The sequence below is a fragment of the Planctobacterium sp. AWM4_229 genome (assembly GCF_056160305.1).
In genome coordinates, this window is sequence record NZ_JBSWWX010000006.1 from 397,147 (window position 1) to 415,724 (window position 18,578).

Sequence of the window (18,578 nt, forward strand, 5' to 3'; positions counted from 1 at the left end):
TTTTTTGGAAAAAATTACGAATTTTTACGATTTTTAGCTCGGACTGTTCAGGGCGGTCAAAATAGGCGAACATGTGGAATGCTGAAATTCAAAGATAGTTCGTTATCACATACATAGTGCAATGGTAAAGAAACATAGAACCCCCAAGCTTGATGAAGCCAATCTGCAATTGATAGAAGAGTTTCTGGATAGCATTTGGATAGAAAAAGGCTTGAGTCAAAATACCCTGGCGTCGTACCGTACTGATTTGCTCAAAATGAGTGAGTTCCTGTTTAAAAGCAATTTTGCCTTTTCATTGCTTAGTTTTGACCAATATCAGGTTCACGAGTACCTGGGACATCGCTATGATTGCGGCTTGTCAGAGCGCAGCACAGCCCGTTTTTTAAGTAGTTTACGGGCGTTTTTAAGTTGGTGTCAGGAAAATAATTTGCGGGAAGACGATCCCATCTCCTTGATACAGAATCCGAAATTGCCAAAATCATTGCCAAAAGCGTTGACGGAAAAACAGGTAGAAGCGTTGTTGAGTGCGCCGCAAACGGATGAAGATCCGGTACAACTTCGAGACAAAGCGATGCTGGAGTTGCTCTATGCTTCCGGCTTGCGAGTAACAGAGCTGACGAGCTTACAATTAAACCAGGTGAGTTTGCAGCAGGGGGTGATCAGGGTTATTGGTAAAGGCAATAAAGAGCGTCTGGTACCAATGGGCGAGGATGCTATTGAGTGGATAGAGCGCTTTATGTGTCAAGGACGAGGCTTGTTGCTTAAAAACAATGTTGATGTGTTATTTCCCAGCAGTCGAGGGGTACAAATGACGCGACAAACTTTCTGGCATCGCATTAAGTACTACGCCAAAAAAGCGGGAATAAAAGCCGAGCTGTCACCACATACATTGCGTCATGCCTTTGCCACTCATTTGTTAAATCACGGTGCAGATTTACGTGTTGTGCAAATGCTATTGGGCCACAGTGATCTTTCTACTACCCAAATCTATACACACATCGCTACAGAAAGGTTACAAAAGTTGGTGGCACAACATCATCCAAGGGGCTGAAATTTACCTCGATATGTTCTAGACTGGACGCAGCTAAAAAACTCTATGCAATTTATTTGCATATCTGGGGTCTATATCAACAAAGGTTGTTTATTCCCTGGAATAAGGTGGACAAAGTAGTATATGAAAAATTGGATTAAAGTGGTTGGGTTAACTTGCCTTTTGGCAGGTGGGTTGGTTAACGCTGAGCAAGAGCCAGGAACGCTTGCCAAGCAAAAGATTGAGTCGATGCTGCGCATGTCAGTGAGCAGTGTGGCGGATTCTCCGGTAGATGGTATTTTGCAAGTGATGACCGAGCGCGGCTTGTTTTACGTCAGCAGTGATGGCAAATACCTGTTGCATGGTCGTATCTACAATATGGATGACGGCATGCGCAACGAAACCGAAGAAGCATTGGTGGGTGTGCGCAAAGAAGGGATCGCTAAATTCAATGATGACGTTATTGAATTTAAGGCCAAAGATGAAAAGTATGCGATAACGATTTTCACCGATATCACCTGTGGTTATTGCCGCAAGCTGCACAATCAAATAGAAGAATACAATGCCATGGGCATTACCGTGCGTTACCTGGCGTTTCCACGTGGAGGCTTAGGTAGTAAGTCTCATGATGACCTGGTGTCTATTTGGTGCGCAACGGATCCTAGAGAAGCGATGACAAATGCCAAAGCAGGTGGCTCAGTAAACGCTAAAGAATGTGAAACTAGTGTCGCTGAACAGTTTGCTTTTGCGCAGCAGGTAGGGATAACAGCGACTCCGTCGATTATTATGGAAGATGGCACACTTGAGCCTGGCTATCGTCCACCAGAGCAGTTGTTGCAGCTGTTGGCTTCGCTGTAAATTCTCCAGTATTTGTTATCAAGGCCAGTTCGCTGGCCTTTTTTGATCACTATTTGCGAATATTTTCTTCAATGTTAAAGATTACCCGGCGCAAGGCGCCATCTGAGTTACCTGAATTGAGCCACTGGCCTGAAACCATGACGCGACTATTTGCCGCGCGCGGTGTCACCTGCGATAACGATTTACAGTATCAAGCTTCCGGATTACTGCATTATCAACAGCTTTCGGGCATGCAAAAAGCGGTTGAATTGTTGCAACAGGTATTGGCAAGTCAAGACAAGATAATCATCGTCGGCGATTTTGATGCTGACGGTGCCACCAGCACTGCTGTGTTGCTCTTGGGGTTGCATCAATTCGGTTTTCACAATGTCGACTTTCTGGTGCCTAACCGCTTTGATTTTGGCTATGGCCTGAGTCCTGAAATCGTCGATGTTGCCGCTGCCGAAGGAGCAAAAATACTGATCACCGTAGATAATGGTATTTCCAGTATTCAAGGTGTGGCGCGTGCCAATTCTCTGCAAATTCCGGTGATCATTACGGACCATCACTTGCCGGGAGAGCAATTGCCCGACGCCGCCGCCATTATTAATCCCAATTTGCAAGATTGTGAGTTTCCGTCAAAAAATCTGGCGGGTGTCGGTGTAGCGTTTTACCTGCTAGTGGCCTTGCGTGCTCACTTTGAGCAACAGGGTTTGTTTCAACAGCGGCAACTGAACAAACCCAATCTTGGCACGTTACTGGATTTGGTGGCATTGGGAACCGTCGCCGACGTTGTGCCGTTGGATAACAATAACCGTATTTTGGTGCACCAGGGAATTCAGCGCATCCGCTCCGGCAAATGCCGGCCCGGTATCAGTGCGTTATTGGAATTGGCCAAGCGACAGCAAAGCGATATTGTTGCCAGCGATCTGGCTTTTGCCGTGGGACCCAGGCTCAATGCCGCAGGTCGATTAGATGATATGACTGTAGGAATTCAGTGTTTATTAGCTGACAATGCGGGAGCGGCGCGTAGCTTTGCATTTCAGCTGGATCAGCTCAATCAAGAAAGGCGCAGCATTGAATCAGAAATGCAGCAAGAAGCACAACACATCCTCTCTGAAATGCAACTGGCAGGTGAGCAATTGCCCGATGGCTTAGCCTTATATGAACCCCATTGGCACCAGGGAATTGTGGGTATTTTGGCCGGCAGAATTAAAGATAAGCATTTCAGGCCTGTGGTGGCATTTGCCCAGCAGGATGAGAATACTCTCAAGGGATCCGGACGTTCTATTCCCGGTCTGCATTTTCGAGATTTATTGGAAGAGATCAATAATCGTTATCCGGGCCTGATCATCAAGTTTGGTGGCCACGCTGCTGCTGCAGGTTTGTCTATAAATACCGAAGATTTCCAGCAGTTTCGCACCGTATTTGCAAGCTTGTGTAGCGAGTGGTTATCACCAGAGGCGTTGAGCGGAGAAATACTGACAGACGGGGAGTTGTCCAGACAGGAGTTTAGCCTGGATTTTGCCAGAATGTTGCGTTCTGCAGGGCCTTGGGGACAAGGCTTCCCGGAACCGGTTTTTGACGGGGTTTTTAGTTTGATATCACAACGCATCGTGGGTGAGAAGCACCTGAAAATGCAGGTGAAGAGTGCCGATGGTTGTTTGCTGGATGCCATCGCCTTTAACGTTGATCTGACTCAGTGGCCCAATCACAGTCGTGATAAAATACAGTTAGTTTATAAGCTGGATGTTAATGAATTTCGCGGACAACAATCAGTGCAGTTATTGGTGGATGCACTGACTCCTTATTGAACAAGCCTTATCGGGAAAAATATGAAACTAGTCAAATTGGTATTACTTTTTAGCGTCTTTATCTCCACATCAGTTTTTGCTGCACAAGGTCTTATTGCAATAAAAAGCCAACATTCAGTGACTCAGACACTTGATAACCTAAGCCAGGGCCTTACAGCTAAAGGCATGACAGTGTTTAGTCGGATTGACCATCAGGCGGGAGCGTCAAAGGTTGGCAAGCAGCTACGCGCCACTTCCTTACTCATTTTTGGCAATCCCAACGTGGGTACGCCATTGATGCAATGTCAGCAGAGTATTGCTATGGATTTACCGCAAAAAATGCTGGCCTGGCAAGATGAGCAAGGACAGGTTTGGTTGGGGTATAATGATCCACTGTATTTGGCACAGCGCCATGATATTGATATGGACAGTCCTTGTTATGCAGTGCTGGAGAAGGTGAGTATGGTACTGGAAAATTTCGCGCAAGCGGCCAGCCAATAAATTAAAAATGAGCGGCTAACAAAGGGGCATTATTGTGGAAAAGCAAACCAAAAAGCTGCTTGAGCAACACACCGCTTTGACTCATTCGGAGAATCGCAAGGTCATTTCTCATGTGCAGCGGGAACAAGATGATTGGGTGCTACATACCTTGATGATTGAAGGCGTTGAAGTGCCGTTTAAGTATCGCCGCAAAAAGCACTACAAGAACTTAAAAGGAGCGCGTGTCAATCTGACTTACTATCCCGATACGGAAGAAGTGGCGGGCATGGAATTCGAGTACATGCGGGTTGTGCGATTACGCACAAGTTGACAAGAAGAGCGTGTAAATGGCTGAATTTCTGGTTGAGCAGTTTTTACTGCACGCAACCCCCTATAAAGAAACCAGTGCCTTGGTCACTGGCTTTAGTCGTGAATTGGGAAAAGTGCGTTATGTGGCCAAAGGAGTTTATGGTAAAAGCAATAAATACAAGGGATTAACTCAACCCTTTACGCTGTTTTCTTGTCGCTTACAAGGCAATGGGGAGTTAAAATCCAGCTTTGCTACTGAGGCCCTGGCAAGAGCCATTCCCTTACATGGCAATGCGCTGTATTGCGCCATGTATTGCAATGAGGTGCTGGTGCGGGTACTACCACCAGAAGAGCCAAATGAAGACTTGTTTGCCTTTTATCAGCAGACATTGAATCAGTTGTCACTGCAAGAAAATCCGGAACCCATCCTGAGAGAGTTCGAGCTTTTTTTATTGCAGGAAATGGGCGCAGCTTATGATTTTGGCAGTGATGCGACTTCGGCTGAACCTGTGGTTGAGGAGTACGTATACGATTATGTGCCTGAATACGGCTTTACAAGAGCGGGCAGCAACAGGCGCCAACAGCAATTTTATGGTGCGGATTTGTTGGCTATAGGCCAGCTTCACTGGACGCCTGATAGTTTGAAAGCGGCAAAACGCTTCACTCGTCTGGCATTGAGTCCGTTTTTAGGTAATAAACCGCTAAAGAGCCGAGAGTTATTTCAAAAACCTCTGTAAAATAAGTAATACAAGAATTGAAGGGACCAACATGAATGATATTTATTTAGGGGTGAACATTGATCATATTGCAACCTTGCGCAACGCAAGAGGTACGCATTACCCGGATCCTGTTCACGCTGCGGATATCGCCGAGCGAGCGGGTGCCGATGGCATCACCGTGCACCTCAGAGAAGATCGACGCCACATCAAAGATCGCGACGTGCGTTTGTTAAAAGAAACCATAAATACCCGCTTGAACCTGGAAATGGCTGTGACTGATGAAATGGTCAATATCGCCACTGAAGTTAATCCTGTGTTTTGTTGTTTGGTGCCGGAAAAACGCGAAGAGTTGACCACCGAAGGTGGACTTGACGTAGTTGGCAGTCTTGAGCGAGTCAGCGATGCCTCTGCAAAATTAATGGCGCAGGGGATTATCGTATCTTTGTTTATTGATGCTGATAAAGCCCAGATTGATGCCGCCAAAGCCACGGGCGCTGAATATATTGAAATTCACACTGGCCAATACGCCGAAGCTCAATCAGAGCACGAACAACAAGTTGAGCTGCAAAAACTCAAAGTGGGCATTGAATACGCTGATTCCATTGGCCTCAAAGTCAATGCGGGCCACGGACTGCATTATCACAATGTTAAGCCCATTGCCGCCATTCCACAGTTGATCGAATTGAATATTGGCCATGCAATTATTGCCAGAGCCGCTTTTGATGGTTTAGCCAAGGCGGTAACCGACATGCGCAATTTAATGCAAGAGGCGAGACGCTAGTCGTCAGCAGCTTATGGTTCAGGTTTTTCGCCCGAAAAAGGGCCCGTCCAGGAAACGCTCGGCTAACGGTAAAGCTGCACTGCGCAACACAGGCAAACAACATCGGGTCACGATTGATCACCTTGAGCACGAAGCCAAAGGCGTGGTACCCGGCGCTCCCGTCATGTTTGTTTCCGGAGCATTGCCGGGGGAGTCTTGCCGGGTACAGGAAAGCAGCCATCAGAAAAATGTGATTAAAGCAAATGTGCTGGAAATAGAACAGGCTTCGCCCCATAGAATCGAGCCATTTTGTCCTCATTTTGACACCTGTGGCGGCTGTCAAACACAATACGCTGAACCTGAATATTTACTCTCAGAAAAGCAAAATGCCGTTGCCAAATTACTGGCTAAATTGACCGGGTTAAGCACCAGATATTTACCCTGGAACGCACCATTAATCTGCAACAGTCGCGGTTATCGACGCAAGGTTCGATTGGCTGTAGACGCCCGAAATCCTGAGCAGATCAAGCTGGGCTTTCGCGGAGAGGGCAATGAGGTTGTATCTGTCTCTGAGTGTCAGGTGCTGGAACCTGAACTGCAAAAACTGTTGCAGCCACTGAATCGGATGCTGGCCCTTTTAAAGTCAGTAAAATATCTTGGACATGTCATTCTGTTTTCAGGTGTACAGGAGTCAGCGCAATACACCTGTGGAGCGGGTTATAAGCCACAGAACTATGTCACCCTGAGAATGACCAGAGCCCTTGGTTCGTCTGATAAACACTTGCTGGAGCAGTTTCAAACTGAACAAGATTGTTTGCTGATTATCGACTATGGCCAGAAGCGTTATGAATGGCTAAGTGGTGAGCCAGCGCTTATGGCCTATGCACTGCAAAGTGGTTTGGCTGGTGATAATGAGCAAGATATTGTCTTTCGCATCGCACCAGACGATTTTGTCCAGGTCAATCCGCAACTGAATCAAGCTATGGTGCAGCAAGCGCTGAATTGGTTGGAACTAACTGAGCAAGATCAGGTGCTGGATTTGTTTTGTGGGGTAGGTAACTTCACTTTACCTATGGCGCAACAGTGCCATCGCGTTATTGGCTTTGAGGGTGTACCCGAAATGGTGCAAATGGCGCAAAACAATGCACAACGGAACAATATTCACAATGTGGAATTTATATCCGGCGATCTATCTGGGGCAGATACCTTGAAAGCCGTATCTCGGCTAAAATGTAACAAGGTGGTTCTGGACCCCGCGCGAGCTGGTGCTTTCGAGGCGATAGAGACGCTTATTTCCAAGGCTCCCGAAGCAATACTGTATATTTCCTGCAATCCGGCCACTTTCGGCAGAGATATTGCAAAATTACTATCCGCAAACTATCAATTAACAAAATTGTCTTTAATTGATATGTTTCCACAAACTGCCCATACAGAAATTATGGGATTATTTGTCCCCGCCAGAAAATAAAGGAGTAAGTTAACTCATGGTTTCAGTCAGAACTGTCCATAGCGATATCCGCCCCGGGTTTGAGGAGTGGTTGGACAACCTCAAAGTCTCTGACAAAACCAAAGAAAAGCTGGCCACAATTCTCGAACAACCTGAAATCCTGTTAATCGGCCAGGAAATGGTAGAAATGCTGCAAGAGCTGCAAATGGATGATGAGACCATGTTGGCGTCTTTCGTTTATACCTATTGTCAGGTCAGAGAGTTATCCGATGAAGCCATCGCAGAGCAGTTCTCGCCTGAGATTCAAGCTCTGGTTCAGGGCGTGCGTCGCATGAGTGCCATTCGAACTTTGCATTCCAGCCAATATATCAAAGCCGATGAAGGCCAAATTGACAACATTCGCCGCATGTTGTTGTCCATGGTGCAAGATGTGCGGGCTGTGGTGATTAAACTGGCGGAACGCATTATTAAACTGCGGCAAGTTAAAGATGCCGATGAAGAAACCCGAGTCATGACCGCCCGCGAGTGCGCTAGTATCTACGCGCCATTGGCCAACCGGTTGGGGATTGGTCAGTTGAAGTGGGAACTGGAAGATCTCTCATTTCGCTATTTGCATCCTGAGTCCTACAAACAGATTGCCAAAATGTTGCGGGAAAAACGCACCGAACGACTTAATTATGTTGAGCACTTTGTCGAGGTGATGCAGCAACGTTTAGATGAGCAAGGGGTTAAGGCGAAAGTTTACGGACGACCAAAGCACATTTTCAGTATCTGGAAAAAGATGCAAAAGAAAGGCCTGACTTTTGAGCAGCTTTTCGATATCCGCGCAACCCGTATTATTGCTGACTCCCTGCAAGACTGTTACACGGTGTTAGGTGCCGTGCATGCCAGTTGGCAGCATATTCCGCGCGAATTTGATGATTATATAGCGACACCTAAGCCCAATGGTTATCAGTCTATTCACACCGTTATTTTAGGGCCGGAAGGCAAAACCATTGAAGTGCAAATTCGCACCCAGAAGATGCACGATGATGCCGAATTAGGCGTGGCAGCCCACTGGAAATACAAAGAGGGGAAAAGCGGCAGTAACGACAGCTTTGAAGATAAAATTAACTGGCTGCGCAAAATTCTCGCCTGGCAAGACGATATGTCAGAGTCGGGGGATATTGTGGAAGAATTGCGTAGCCAGGTTTTCGATGATCGGGTTTATGTCTTTACGCCGAAAGGCGACATTATTGATTTGCCCAGAGGCAGTACGCCATTGGATTTCGCCTATTATGTGCATACCAATGTTGGACATCGCTGTAATGGCGCGAAAATAGCCGGGCGCATTGTGCCGCTCACTTATCAGCTGCAGACTGGGGATCAGGTAGAGATCCTCACAGGCAAGCACGCTAACCCCAGCCGGGACTGGATGAATTCCAGTATGGGTTACGTATTGTCCAGTCGAGCCCGAGCCAAAATTGCTACCTGGTTCAAAAAACAAGACAAGGATAAAAATCTGCAGGCAGGCAAGGATATGCTGTTGAATGAAATTCTGAAAGCGCGCCTGGATAAAGACCTGTTGAACGATGTCCACGATCGATTCAACGTGCAATCGCTGGAAGACTTATACGTTGCTGTGGGCGGCGGCGACGTAGGTGTTATGCAGGTTATCAATCACCTACAACAAAAAGTTCAGCCAAAGCCAGACATCGACCCACGGGTTAAAACCAAAGCGACTAAGTCTAAAGCGAGCTCGGGGGATCAAATTGTCGTGGAAGGCGTGGGGAACCTGATGTCGGTGCTGGCGGGTTGTTGTCAGCCGTTACCGGGCGACCCCGTGTACGGATACATCACGCTGGGACGAGGTGTGAGTGTTCACAAAAAAGACTGTGAGCAATTAAAGGGTATGTTGACGCAAAACCCGGAGCGGGGCATTGAAGTCAACTGGTCTTCAGAAGTTAAAGGCGCGTTTAAAACCAAAGTGGATATTTTCTGTTATGACCGTGACGGTATTTTACGAGAAATAACCACCGTGCTGGGCAATGAGAAAGTGTCGCTTTTAGGGGTACACAGTGAAAGTAACGAACAGGAACACACCGCCAATATCGGTTTGACATTGGAGGTAAAAGATCTGAACTCCCTGGCTCGACTCATTACTAAACTGGAAAAAGTGCGTAACGTGCTGGAAGTAAAACGCATAGAGCATTGAGGTGAATAGCCTGATTGCGTTCATCGTTTTGACACACATTGATGGTGCAATAAGCGAAGGTTAATATGCGGCAGGTGTTGATGTCTTACAGGCAGTTATTTATTGCTAAAGCGCTTTGGCTAATGGCTCTGAGTAGCATACTTTGGTGTGTTATCGTTTATTTTGTTTTCCCGCCGATTGCTTGGGCAGATGTCGATGTGCTGGATGTTATCGGCGAAGCCAGTACCGTGATAATGGCCGGTATATTTTCCTCATTTATCGCTGCTTCGAATATGCACGAAAGCACCAAGGTTCGCCTGGTTGCTGCCATGTTGTGTATGTTCATTGGCGGCAGTGCCGATTTTATCGATGAGTTTTTTGTAGTGCGTCACTGGCCGGCTTTGTTGGAGAATAGCTTTAAGACGGCGGCTGCCCTGTTCACCTTGTGGGGAATGCTAAGTTTATCTCGGGAAGCAAAAAGCTCTGAGCGGCGCGCCGATCACTTTCGCAAAGTTTCAGATCACTTGAGCCTGCTTACCCAAATAGGCCAAAAAATAACACGAACCCGGAAGTTAAATGACATTATGGAAGTGGTTCATAGCAATATTTGCGAGTTGGCTAGCTTTGATTGTTTTCGCGCAATGATTGTCGAAGGCGACAAGCTGGTACCCAAATTAATCCGCCAACCAGCAGGAAGCCTGAGTCTCAATGACGAGGCTCTAAAGGTCTTTGAAATGATGGAGCAATGGGTAATTAAAAATCAAACATCTTTGTATTTGTTTGATTTGCTGCGCTGTTCAGAGCACTACCTCGATAATGAAGAACAGCAAGCGCTGCTGCATCTTATGGCAAATAATCCGCAATTACAGCACGGCAGTGTGTTTGTGGTGCCAATACAAATTGATGGAAAGCTCATTGGTTTGTTGACGTTATTTATGGCTCGCAAGCAAGCTTTGGATGCCGAGCAATGTCACAATATTGAATCCATCGCGGCATATTCTGCTGTGGCCATTCACAATGCCTTGCGCAGTGAAGCACTCGATAGTAAAGCCGCTGAAGATAGAGGTGTAACATAGTGTCTTATATGACGAGTCCCGAAAATGAGTGATAAAAGACACAATTTAGAAATAATCTAGTTCGCACAATTCGCTGAATTAATCTAGCTTTATTAGAGAAACTGAAAAAGTGATTAACAGATGAAAAGAATCGCTTTTGCGATAGCCGCAAGTGTTTTGATGATACCCTGCCAGGCTGATGACAGCCTCAATGAGCTGGCGGATTTTTCCTTCGAAGAATTGCTCAACGTCAATGTGGCCACCGCGGGCAAGTTTGTGCAAAGCCGTGAGCAATCTCCTGCGGTAATATCGATCCTAAGCAAAGAAGACATTGCCAGTTACGGGGCACAATCCTTACTGGAAGTATTACAACGATTACCCAGCGTGCAAATGATGGGTTCCTTCTTTTATCCGCAAAATCTCGCGGTTCTTCGCGGTACTCAATTGACCCATTCAAATAATGAAGTATTGATACTTATTAATGGACGCCCTTTGAGGGATAGTTTTACTGGCGGACAGAATTTCGCTATCTTTTCTGCTTTTCCCGTCTCAAGTATTCAGCAAATTGAAATGATTAGAGGACCGGGCTCGGTTCTTTATGGCAGTAATGCCTTTTTGGGGGTGATTAACATCATCACCCATACTGAAAGTGCAAAACAGCTGCACCTGGCTATTGGCGAAGATGGCAAAGCCAATGCCGAGCTAAACTGGGGAGAGAGCCTCGAAAACGGTTATTGGAATGTCGCCGGAAAACTTTATTCAGAGTCGGGATGGCGCCATAGTGCCATCGACAATCGAGGTCAATCAGGAGCCTTTGATGCTGGAGAGAAAAATGCCAGCTTAGTGTTATCCGGTAAGCAGGGACAGTTTACCTGGTCCGGGGCGATTATGCGCAGTGAACAAGACTTTTGGGGGGCTGTTTCGGTCTGGTCTGGTGACCCTCCACAAGCACAGCGTCAGGTTACCTCACAGCGCACTACACTGGATATTGGTTACCAATTAACACTGTCACAAGCGCAATATATTGACACCAATCTCAGTTATTCGGGGTCAGACTTTAGTCATTATAATTATGATGCGTTGTCTGATAATTGGTTGGCGGAGGTCACCTGGCATCACACTGACATCTGGAAAGGCCATTTATTAGCAGGGGGGACGGTATGGCATCAGGAGGTGGAGACAAAAGACGGTTTGCGCGCAGCGCCCATACCCGCTTTTTCTCGCAATTGGGAAAATGCCTATCTGCAGTTTCAGACGGAAGACTTCGAGCGTCTCAATGGCTTTATCGGTATCCAATATAACAAGGTGCCAGATGTACAAGGTAAATGGGTGTTTCGTGGAGGACTAAACTGGACCATAGATACACAACGTGGCATCAAGCTGTTGTGGGGCGAAGCATTTCGTGCAGCGTACTCAGTAGAGACTAACTTTGACTTGGTTGTTTGCTGCGATGCTGAGGGTAACAATCGAGGTGGACTGAGAGGAAATCCGGGGCTGGAGCCTGAGGAAATCGAAACCCTTGAGATTCAGTATTACAGCAACAACGAACAAACTCATTGGGCGTTAACCGGGTTTCGCAGTGAGCTGACCAATTTAATCGGCCGAACGCGCGCGGCAGATAGAGTACTGGATTTTATCAATACCGGAAGCCTTGACTCTTGGGGATTGGAGTGGGAAATGAAGCACTATTTCAGTACTGATCTGCAACTGGATGCAGCCTTTATCTGGCAGCAAAATGAAGCCCATGGCAAAGATGACTATACCCTGATGCCGGACTGGTTGTTTAAAATTGGCATGTCGAAAACTTTCGCATCTGGTAGTCAGCTTTCTGCGTTCTTAAATGCCCAAGATGCGTTTCATTCCAATACAATTCGCAGTCCAAACGCGCAACCGGTAAACCCTGAAGCAGATCGTCGCTTTGAATTGACATTGCACTACCGCCACCCTCTCAATTGGCTGAGTGACACACAAAGCTTTTTAAGTGTTTATATTACCAATGCGCTTGATGACGTACTTTATCAACCGGACATTGCGGGGGGCAGCATTAACACGCATCCAGCTGGCGCCGGACGGCAGGCTAATATCGGACTATCCGTGATTTTTTAACTAGCTCTGGCTTTTCTTACCCGAACTCGCCAATATAACAAGTCAATTTATTTCATTAGTGTACTTTTGATTTTATGTCTTCTAATAACCAGGAATTTCCGGGAGTTGCCCGTATCTTATGGGTGATGGAACAGTTGCGGCATCCGGTTTCGGGGTGTCCATGGGACAAAGAGCAAACCTTTGGCAGCATTGTCCCGTTTACCATTGAAGAGGCTTATGAAGTCGCTGATGCCATTGCTGAAGGCAATATGGCGGATATCAAAGATGAACTGGGCGATTTGTTATTCCAGGTGGTGTTTTATGCGCAGTTGGGGCAAGAGCAGACAGCGTTTGATTTTGACCAAATCGCGGCGCATGTTGCTGAAAAGCTAATAAGACGCCACCCTCATGTGTTTTCTGATAGCCAAATAAATACTGAAGAAGAACTCAATGCTAATTGGGAAGCGATTAAGCAACAGGAGCGACAAGAGCAAGGTAAAGTGGAGGATGGCAGCATTCTTGCCAATATCCCAAGAGGGATGGCGCCGATGAAGAGAGCCATTAAGCTGCAAAAGCGCTGCGCCAAAGTGGGATTTGATTGGGATGACAAACAGCAAGTGGCAGATAAGATACATGAGGAAATTACCGAAGTACTAGAGGCCTGTGCGCAGCAGGACGGTGAAGCACAGGCGGAAGAAATTGGTGATTTGCTATTTGCTACCTTAAATCTGGCGAGGCATTGCAACGTAGACCCAGAACAAGCGCTATTAAAAGCCAATCGCAAGTTTGAACGGCGCTTTCGCCAGGTGGAAGAACTGGCGACTGCCCAACAGGATTTGCAAGCTATGTCATTGCAAGAGCTAGAATTACTATGGCAGCAGGTCAAAGTAACCGAAAAGCAGGATACTCCCTCATGACTGAGTTAACGCTTTCAGGAGGATGCTACTGCGGCAAGGTCGCATTCCAGGTGAAAGGGACCCCTAAAGCCAGCTATTTTTGTCATTGCCAGCAGTGTCGCAAATTAACGGGGTCGGCACATGCCAGTAATATGCAGATCAAACCTGAGGCCGTGCAGTTTAGTCGGGGCGAGGAGTGGATAAGTCAATTTTCCTGTCCCACAGGCCGAGCCTTTAGCAATGCTTTTTGCCGTAACTGTGGCTCGGGACTGCCCTTCATGGGCAAGTCTGGCGAGTGGATGTTCGTACCCATTGGCAGCCTTGACAATCCACCCATTGATTTAATTGATTACAATATTTTCTGGGATGACAAAGCTAATTGGTATGAGGCTGGTATTAAAGCCAAACGTTGTTCACAGTTTCCATCCGAGGAGTAATGGTTTTGAGGGTAATTGGTATATTAGGAGGCATGAGTTGGCAAAGTACACAAGGCTACTATCAACAAATAAATCAAGGCGTTGCGGATAGGTTGGGGGGCTTACACTCTGCTGAAATAGTTATACGCAGTGTTGATTTCGCGCCCATCGCCCAAATGCAAGAACAAGAGCAATGGGAGCAGATGGCAGAATTATTGTGTTCTCATGCTAAGGCCTTAGAAAAGGCAGGGGCCGATTGTGTCCTGATTGGCACGAATACCATGCACCTGGTTGCAGATGAAGTTGCTGCGGCAATTAATATTCCGTTGTTGCATATCGCAGATGCCACAGCACAAGTCATTCAAAGCGAAAATCTAAATAAAGTGGCTTTACTGGGCACGGTATTTACCATGCAAAAAGACTTTTATAAGGGGCGTATACAAGAGCGGTTTGGTATTGAGGTTATTGTACCCGAAGCAGCCGAACAGGCCCTGATAAATAAGATAATTTATGACGAGCTTTGTCTTGGCAGGATTAATCCCGCTTCAGAAGAGGTCTATCTCAAGATTATTAGCGGGTTAGAGGAACAAGGGGCTCAAGCGGTGATTTTGGGATGCACGGAAATCGGACTGCTGGTACAACAGGAAAACTGTAGCCTGCCATTGTTTGACACCACGCAAATACACGCAGCAGCGGCAATCGAATTTGCTTTGACATGAATAAGGTATCCGCTTTGCTCAGGAAACCCCGTATAGATGAGGTCGCCCGGTTAACGAAATTGGCATTAGATTCAAAGCAATATTGGGGATATTCCGATGGGTTCATTGCCAATTGTCGTTCAGAATTAACCATCACTCCTGAAAAGTTATTGGCGTCACCATATCAGTTTAAGCTACTTGAATCAGGAGACGAAATCGCAGGGTTTTATTGTCTTGAGCAACATACCGACAGTCATTTTGAGGTAGAAGCGTTATTTGTTTCACCAGATTACATCGGTAGCGGCGTAGGAAGGATTTTATGGCAGGATTTAGTGGTATGTGCTCAGCAGTCCGGTGCAAAGACGTTATCCATTGCTTCTGACCCAAACGCGGAGGCCTTTTATTTAAAAATGGGCGCAAAACGCGTCTCACTCATTCCTTCACAGAGCATTGCCGGGCGAACATTACCGCTTCTGGAATTTAAGCTCTAAACTCAAAGGGCTATTGGTATAGTCTCGCTTACTCTGGTATTGGAGCAGATAATTTCGCTTTTTTCTGAATAGTGTTCCCCATTTTCCTGCTTTTGTATTGGTCATGTCCTTGTCACCATAACAACCTGATAAATGTTTTGAGAGGGCCTCGAACATGCCAAACGATAATAGTGAAAAATTAGGTGCTGCTGTAATGAGCCTGATTGCGGCTTGTGTTTGGGGTTATACGGTATTGAATATTTAAACGTGTATCTGAAATGGTCTTTTGGGCGCAGTGGTACATTGTCATGGTATAGCGGCTGATATCTGTTCATTTACCCATGCAATGGCGTCGTCTGTGGAGTCGAAAAACTTGTGGGGTTCGCCCGCTTGCTCATAAATTGTTTTCAGGTGCTGTTTTGCCATTGCGGGTACGTCACAATGAACAGTGACTAATCCTGTTGCTACGCGACCGAGCTGCTTTTCCTGTTTGACGATTTCCACCAGTTTTTCGGCCGCTTCTGGCACGTGTACTGGCTGTCCGTAAAAGTCTCCTACCATCCCCCAAGGCTTGTTATAAAGGGGCTCAGTCAACGCAATAAATTCGTCTGCAGCGGCATTCATGGATTCCACATTCCAAGGGCCGGTGCCCTTAAATACAATGATACGGCCCACAAGTTGTGCTTCAAATTTTCCATGCTGTTTAAATCTTGCCATAAGACCGCTTCATTGATTCCATAAGAAAGTAGAGTGTAAGACCCTTGTTCGCCTTTGAAAATAGTATATTAGTCGTATCTTTTTACAAAATTAATTGTGCGGAAAAATTGTGATTTACCTGCTGGAACGGGTAAGGTGACAAAATACAACGACAACGACGCTAAAACGGACAAGCGATGGCAAACTATCATCTTGCTCAATTGAACATAGCCACTGCATTAGCTTCATTGGATTCCCCGGTAATGCAGGAATTTGTGGATAACCTTGAAAGGATCAATTCCCTTGGTGAGTCTTCTCCTGGCTTTATTTGGCGCATGAAAGATGACACAGGCAATGCAACCGCCATCCCGGTTTACGAAGATCCAAATATTATTGCCAATTTAACCGTTTGGCGGGATCCTAAGAGTTTAAAGTCGTTTCTTTTCAAAACTGAACATGCCCATTTTTTGAAACGAAAAAAAGAGTGGTTCAAATCAGTGAAGGAGGCTACCTACGTGTTATGGTGGATACCCCAAGGGCACATTCCCACGCTGTCTGAAGCGAAAGACAAGTTAGCTTATCTCAGAACTAACGGCGACACTGCAAGCGCATTTTCATTTAAGAAGCTGTTCACACCCGCACAAGCTTTGGAGGCACAATGAGCGCTCAAGCGGCCCAATATTCGCAGCGCGAAGAACAAATTAACATCTGGTCTCATTTTCTCGGCTTAGTTTTAGCTTGTGTTGGTTTGGTGTTGCTGGTGCTCAAGAGCTATTCGCTGAATTATGTTGCTTTTACTTCTGCGGTTATCTTTGGCTTTAGCATGGTACTGCTGTTTTTAGCTTCTACTCTGTATCACCGTGCTACCAACCCCCGCGTAAGAGCGAAATTAAGAGTGCTGGATCACTGTGCTATCTTTGTGTTTATTGCTGGCACTTATACCCCTTTTACATTGTTAATATTGCCCGCTGAAACTGGCTGGTGGATTTTCGGTATTAGCTGGGCTTTAGCAACGATTGGCATTACTCTCAAGTTGTTTTTTACCGGCCGCTTTAAGTTACTCTCAACGGGGGTATATTTATTCATGGGGTGGCTAATTGTGTTTGTGGGTAAGACGTTGCTTGAAAACCTTTCCTACCAAGGCTTTTTGTGGCTTGCCGCAGGCGGGGTGGTGTATACCATTGGCGCTATATTGTATTCCTTTAAACGTTTGCCTTATACCCATGCTGGGTTCCATATCATGGTGATGATTGGCGGAGGATGTCACTTTTATGCTATCTACCAGCACGTTTTGTGAGAACAAAGGTGTGACGTTCAAGCAATGCTGTCCGAGTGGCCATTTAAATGTTCCCGACATAAACGGCATTCACTACATCCCTGCAGCTCGCCGTTTAAATGTTCCCGACATAAAAGGCATTCATGGAGTTCTGCTTAATCACCGTAGATGGTGGAATGCCTAATTTGCAAGAGTAAAAAATCACTCATTTAGACACGGAATCGAGATTAAACCAATGTTGTCCGCATCGCCGATTAATGTTCCCGACAAAATCGGCATTCAGTACGTCCCTGTAGCTTAATGCGAACCTACAAAAAAGCCACATATCAATGTGGCTTTGTTTTTAGTTTGAAACTGACTATTGCAGTTTGTTAAACAACGACTCGAGACTCAAACCTTGTTGCGACAAGATCTCTCGCAATCGGCGTAGTGCTTCCACTTGAATTTGTCTCACACGCTCACGCGTTAAGCCTATCTCAGCGCCTACATCCTCAAGTGTTGATGGCTCATAGCCTAATAAGCCAAAACGTCGTGCAAGTACTTCTCGTTGTTTAGGATTGAGCTCACCCAACCATTCCACAATATTGCAACGAATATCGTTGTCTTGTACTTCGTCTTCAGGGCCACTGCCCCGCTCATCGGCAATAACGTCTAATAGCGCTTTGTCATTTTCACTACCAATGGGAGTGTCAACAGAAGTAATACGCTCATTAAGGCGCAACATCTTTGCCACGTCTTTCACGGGTTTTTGTAGCGCTTCTGCGATTTCTTCTGCGGTCGGTTCGTGATCCAATTTCTGCGCTAGTTCTCTGGCTGCACGCAAATACACGTTGAGCTCTTTAACTACATGAATCGGTAATCGAATAGTACGAGTTTGATTCATGATGGCGCGTTCAATTGTCTGGCGAATCCACCAGGTGGCGTAGGTTGAGAAGCGGAAACCACGTTCTGGATCAAACTTTTCAACGGCGCGAATTAAACCAAGATTGCCTTCTTCGATTAAATCCAAGAGAGCCAAACCGCGGTTGTTGTAACGACGCGCGATTTTAACAACCAAACGCAAGTTACTGACTATCATGCGTTTGCGCGAAGCTTCGTCTCCCTTAAGAGCTCGGCGTGCAAAATAAACTTCTTCTTCAGCTGAAAGTAATGGTGAAAATCCTATCTCTCCAAGATAGAGTTGTGTGGCGTCAAGATTCTTATGAATTTCTTCCTGACTGGCAAGTATGTCTTCGAGTGCGTCACTTTGATCTATTTCCTCGACTTCCATATCTGAAGCTTCTTCATCCAGATTTTCTGAGGCAGCAAGTTCAATGACTGAGGTACTATTATTGGCCATGAGTGAACTCTCCTGTCATGGATTATCAGTTATACCTTTCCCACGTCATTTATTTTTATTGTTATTCTGTATTATCTTTTGGGTAAGTAACGTAGTGGG

The 18,578-nt window shown here is 46.1% G+C and carries 19 protein-coding genes; 17 read left to right on the forward strand and 2 right to left on the reverse strand.

The genetic code is table 11. From position 1 onward, the window contains the following. Window positions 1–121: 121 nt before the first annotated feature. From xerD to ACXAGP_RS15785, 15 genes are all read left to right on the forward strand, one after another. The gene (gene xerD / locus ACXAGP_RS15715; RefSeq protein ID WP_475262512.1) at window positions 122–1,051 is read left to right on the forward strand and encodes a site-specific tyrosine recombinase XerD; all 930 of its coding nucleotides are present in this window, start codon (window positions 122–124) and stop codon (window positions 1,049–1,051) included. Window positions 1,052–1,174: 123 nt separating this feature from the next. Beyond that, on the forward strand, window positions 1,175–1,888 hold the full coding sequence (dsbC, locus tag ACXAGP_RS15720; RefSeq protein ID WP_475262513.1) for a bifunctional protein-disulfide isomerase/oxidoreductase DsbC: 714 nt from the start codon (window positions 1,175–1,177) through the stop codon (window positions 1,886–1,888). A 71-nt stretch (window positions 1,889–1,959) separates the two neighbouring features. Next, window positions 1,960–3,681, forward strand: coding sequence for a single-stranded-DNA-specific exonuclease RecJ (recJ, locus tag ACXAGP_RS15725; protein WP_475262514.1), 1,722 nt, complete (start codon window positions 1,960–1,962; stop codon window positions 3,679–3,681). 21 nt (window positions 3,682–3,702) lie between these two features. Beyond that, window positions 3,703–4,161, forward strand: coding sequence for a DUF302 domain-containing protein (locus ACXAGP_RS15730; RefSeq protein ID WP_475262515.1), 459 nt, complete (start codon window positions 3,703–3,705; stop codon window positions 4,159–4,161). A gap of 34 nt (window positions 4,162–4,195) precedes the next feature. After that, complete coding sequence (locus ACXAGP_RS15735) at window positions 4,196–4,471, forward strand: hypothetical protein (RefSeq protein ID WP_475262516.1); 276 nt, start codon at window positions 4,196–4,198, stop codon at window positions 4,469–4,471. A 16-nt stretch (window positions 4,472–4,487) separates the two neighbouring features. Further along, the gene (recO, locus tag ACXAGP_RS15740) at window positions 4,488–5,186 is read left to right on the forward strand and encodes a DNA repair protein RecO (protein ID WP_475262517.1); all 699 of its coding nucleotides are present in this window, start codon (window positions 4,488–4,490) and stop codon (window positions 5,184–5,186) included. A gap of 31 nt (window positions 5,187–5,217) precedes the next feature. Further along, window positions 5,218–5,949 (forward strand): pyridoxine 5'-phosphate synthase, encoded by a 732-nt coding sequence (gene pdxJ, locus ACXAGP_RS15745; protein WP_475262518.1) that lies wholly within the window; start codon window positions 5,218–5,220, stop codon window positions 5,947–5,949. A gap of 13 nt (window positions 5,950–5,962) precedes the next feature. Next, entirely contained in the window at window positions 5,963–7,396 is a 1,434-nt protein-coding gene (gene rlmD / locus ACXAGP_RS15750; protein WP_475262519.1) for a 23S rRNA (uracil(1939)-C(5))-methyltransferase RlmD, read from the forward strand. A gap of 16 nt (window positions 7,397–7,412) precedes the next feature. Further along, entirely contained in the window at window positions 7,413–9,569 is a 2,157-nt protein-coding gene (relA, locus tag ACXAGP_RS15755) for a GTP diphosphokinase (protein WP_475262520.1), read from the forward strand. A gap of 80 nt (window positions 9,570–9,649) precedes the next feature. Further along, window positions 9,650–10,624 (forward strand): GAF domain-containing protein, encoded by a 975-nt coding sequence (locus tag ACXAGP_RS15760; RefSeq protein ID WP_475262521.1) that lies wholly within the window; start codon window positions 9,650–9,652, stop codon window positions 10,622–10,624. A gap of 120 nt (window positions 10,625–10,744) precedes the next feature. After that, window positions 10,745–12,709, forward strand: coding sequence for a TonB-dependent receptor plug domain-containing protein (locus ACXAGP_RS15765; RefSeq protein WP_475262522.1), 1,965 nt, complete (start codon window positions 10,745–10,747; stop codon window positions 12,707–12,709). Window positions 12,710–12,783: 74 nt separating this feature from the next. Beyond that, the gene (mazG, locus tag ACXAGP_RS15770; RefSeq protein WP_475262523.1) at window positions 12,784–13,605 is read left to right on the forward strand and encodes a nucleoside triphosphate pyrophosphohydrolase; all 822 of its coding nucleotides are present in this window, start codon (window positions 12,784–12,786) and stop codon (window positions 13,603–13,605) included. Continuing rightward, a complete protein-coding gene (locus tag ACXAGP_RS15775; protein WP_475262524.1) occupies window positions 13,602–14,021 on the forward strand; it encodes a GFA family protein in 420 nt (139 codons plus the stop codon). The genes mazG and ACXAGP_RS15775 overlap by 4 nt, the downstream gene beginning before the upstream one ends. Continuing rightward, complete coding sequence (locus ACXAGP_RS15780) at window positions 14,021–14,719, forward strand: aspartate/glutamate racemase family protein (protein ID WP_475262525.1); 699 nt, start codon at window positions 14,021–14,023, stop codon at window positions 14,717–14,719. Before ACXAGP_RS15775 ends, ACXAGP_RS15780 begins: the two co-directional genes overlap by 1 nt. Further along, complete coding sequence (locus ACXAGP_RS15785; RefSeq protein WP_475262526.1) at window positions 14,716–15,189, forward strand: GNAT family N-acetyltransferase; 474 nt, start codon at window positions 14,716–14,718, stop codon at window positions 15,187–15,189. Before ACXAGP_RS15780 ends, ACXAGP_RS15785 begins: the two co-directional genes overlap by 4 nt. A 285-nt stretch (window positions 15,190–15,474) precedes the next feature. On the opposite strand, the gene ACXAGP_RS15790 is transcribed toward ACXAGP_RS15785, so the two are convergent. Continuing rightward, entirely contained in the window at window positions 15,475–15,885 is a 411-nt protein-coding gene (locus tag ACXAGP_RS15790) for a hypothetical protein (RefSeq protein ID WP_475262527.1), read from the reverse strand. Window positions 15,886–16,061: 176 nt separating this feature from the next. On the opposite strand from ACXAGP_RS15790, the gene ACXAGP_RS15795 reads away from it, so the two are divergent. Further along, window positions 16,062–16,526, forward strand: coding sequence for a DUF3291 domain-containing protein (locus tag ACXAGP_RS15795; RefSeq protein WP_475262528.1), 465 nt, complete (start codon window positions 16,062–16,064; stop codon window positions 16,524–16,526). Next, window positions 16,523–17,161, forward strand: a complete 639-nt coding sequence (gene trhA, locus ACXAGP_RS15800) for a PAQR family membrane homeostasis protein TrhA (RefSeq protein WP_475262529.1) — start codon at window positions 16,523–16,525, stop codon at window positions 17,159–17,161. Before ACXAGP_RS15795 ends, trhA begins: the two co-directional genes overlap by 4 nt. Window positions 17,162–17,498: 337 nt before the next feature. Here trhA and rpoS read toward each other — a convergent pair whose 3' ends face one another. After that, a complete protein-coding gene (rpoS, locus tag ACXAGP_RS15805; protein ID WP_475262530.1) occupies window positions 17,499–18,479 on the reverse strand; it encodes an RNA polymerase sigma factor RpoS in 981 nt (326 codons plus the stop codon). Window positions 18,480–18,578: the final 99 nt, after the last annotated feature.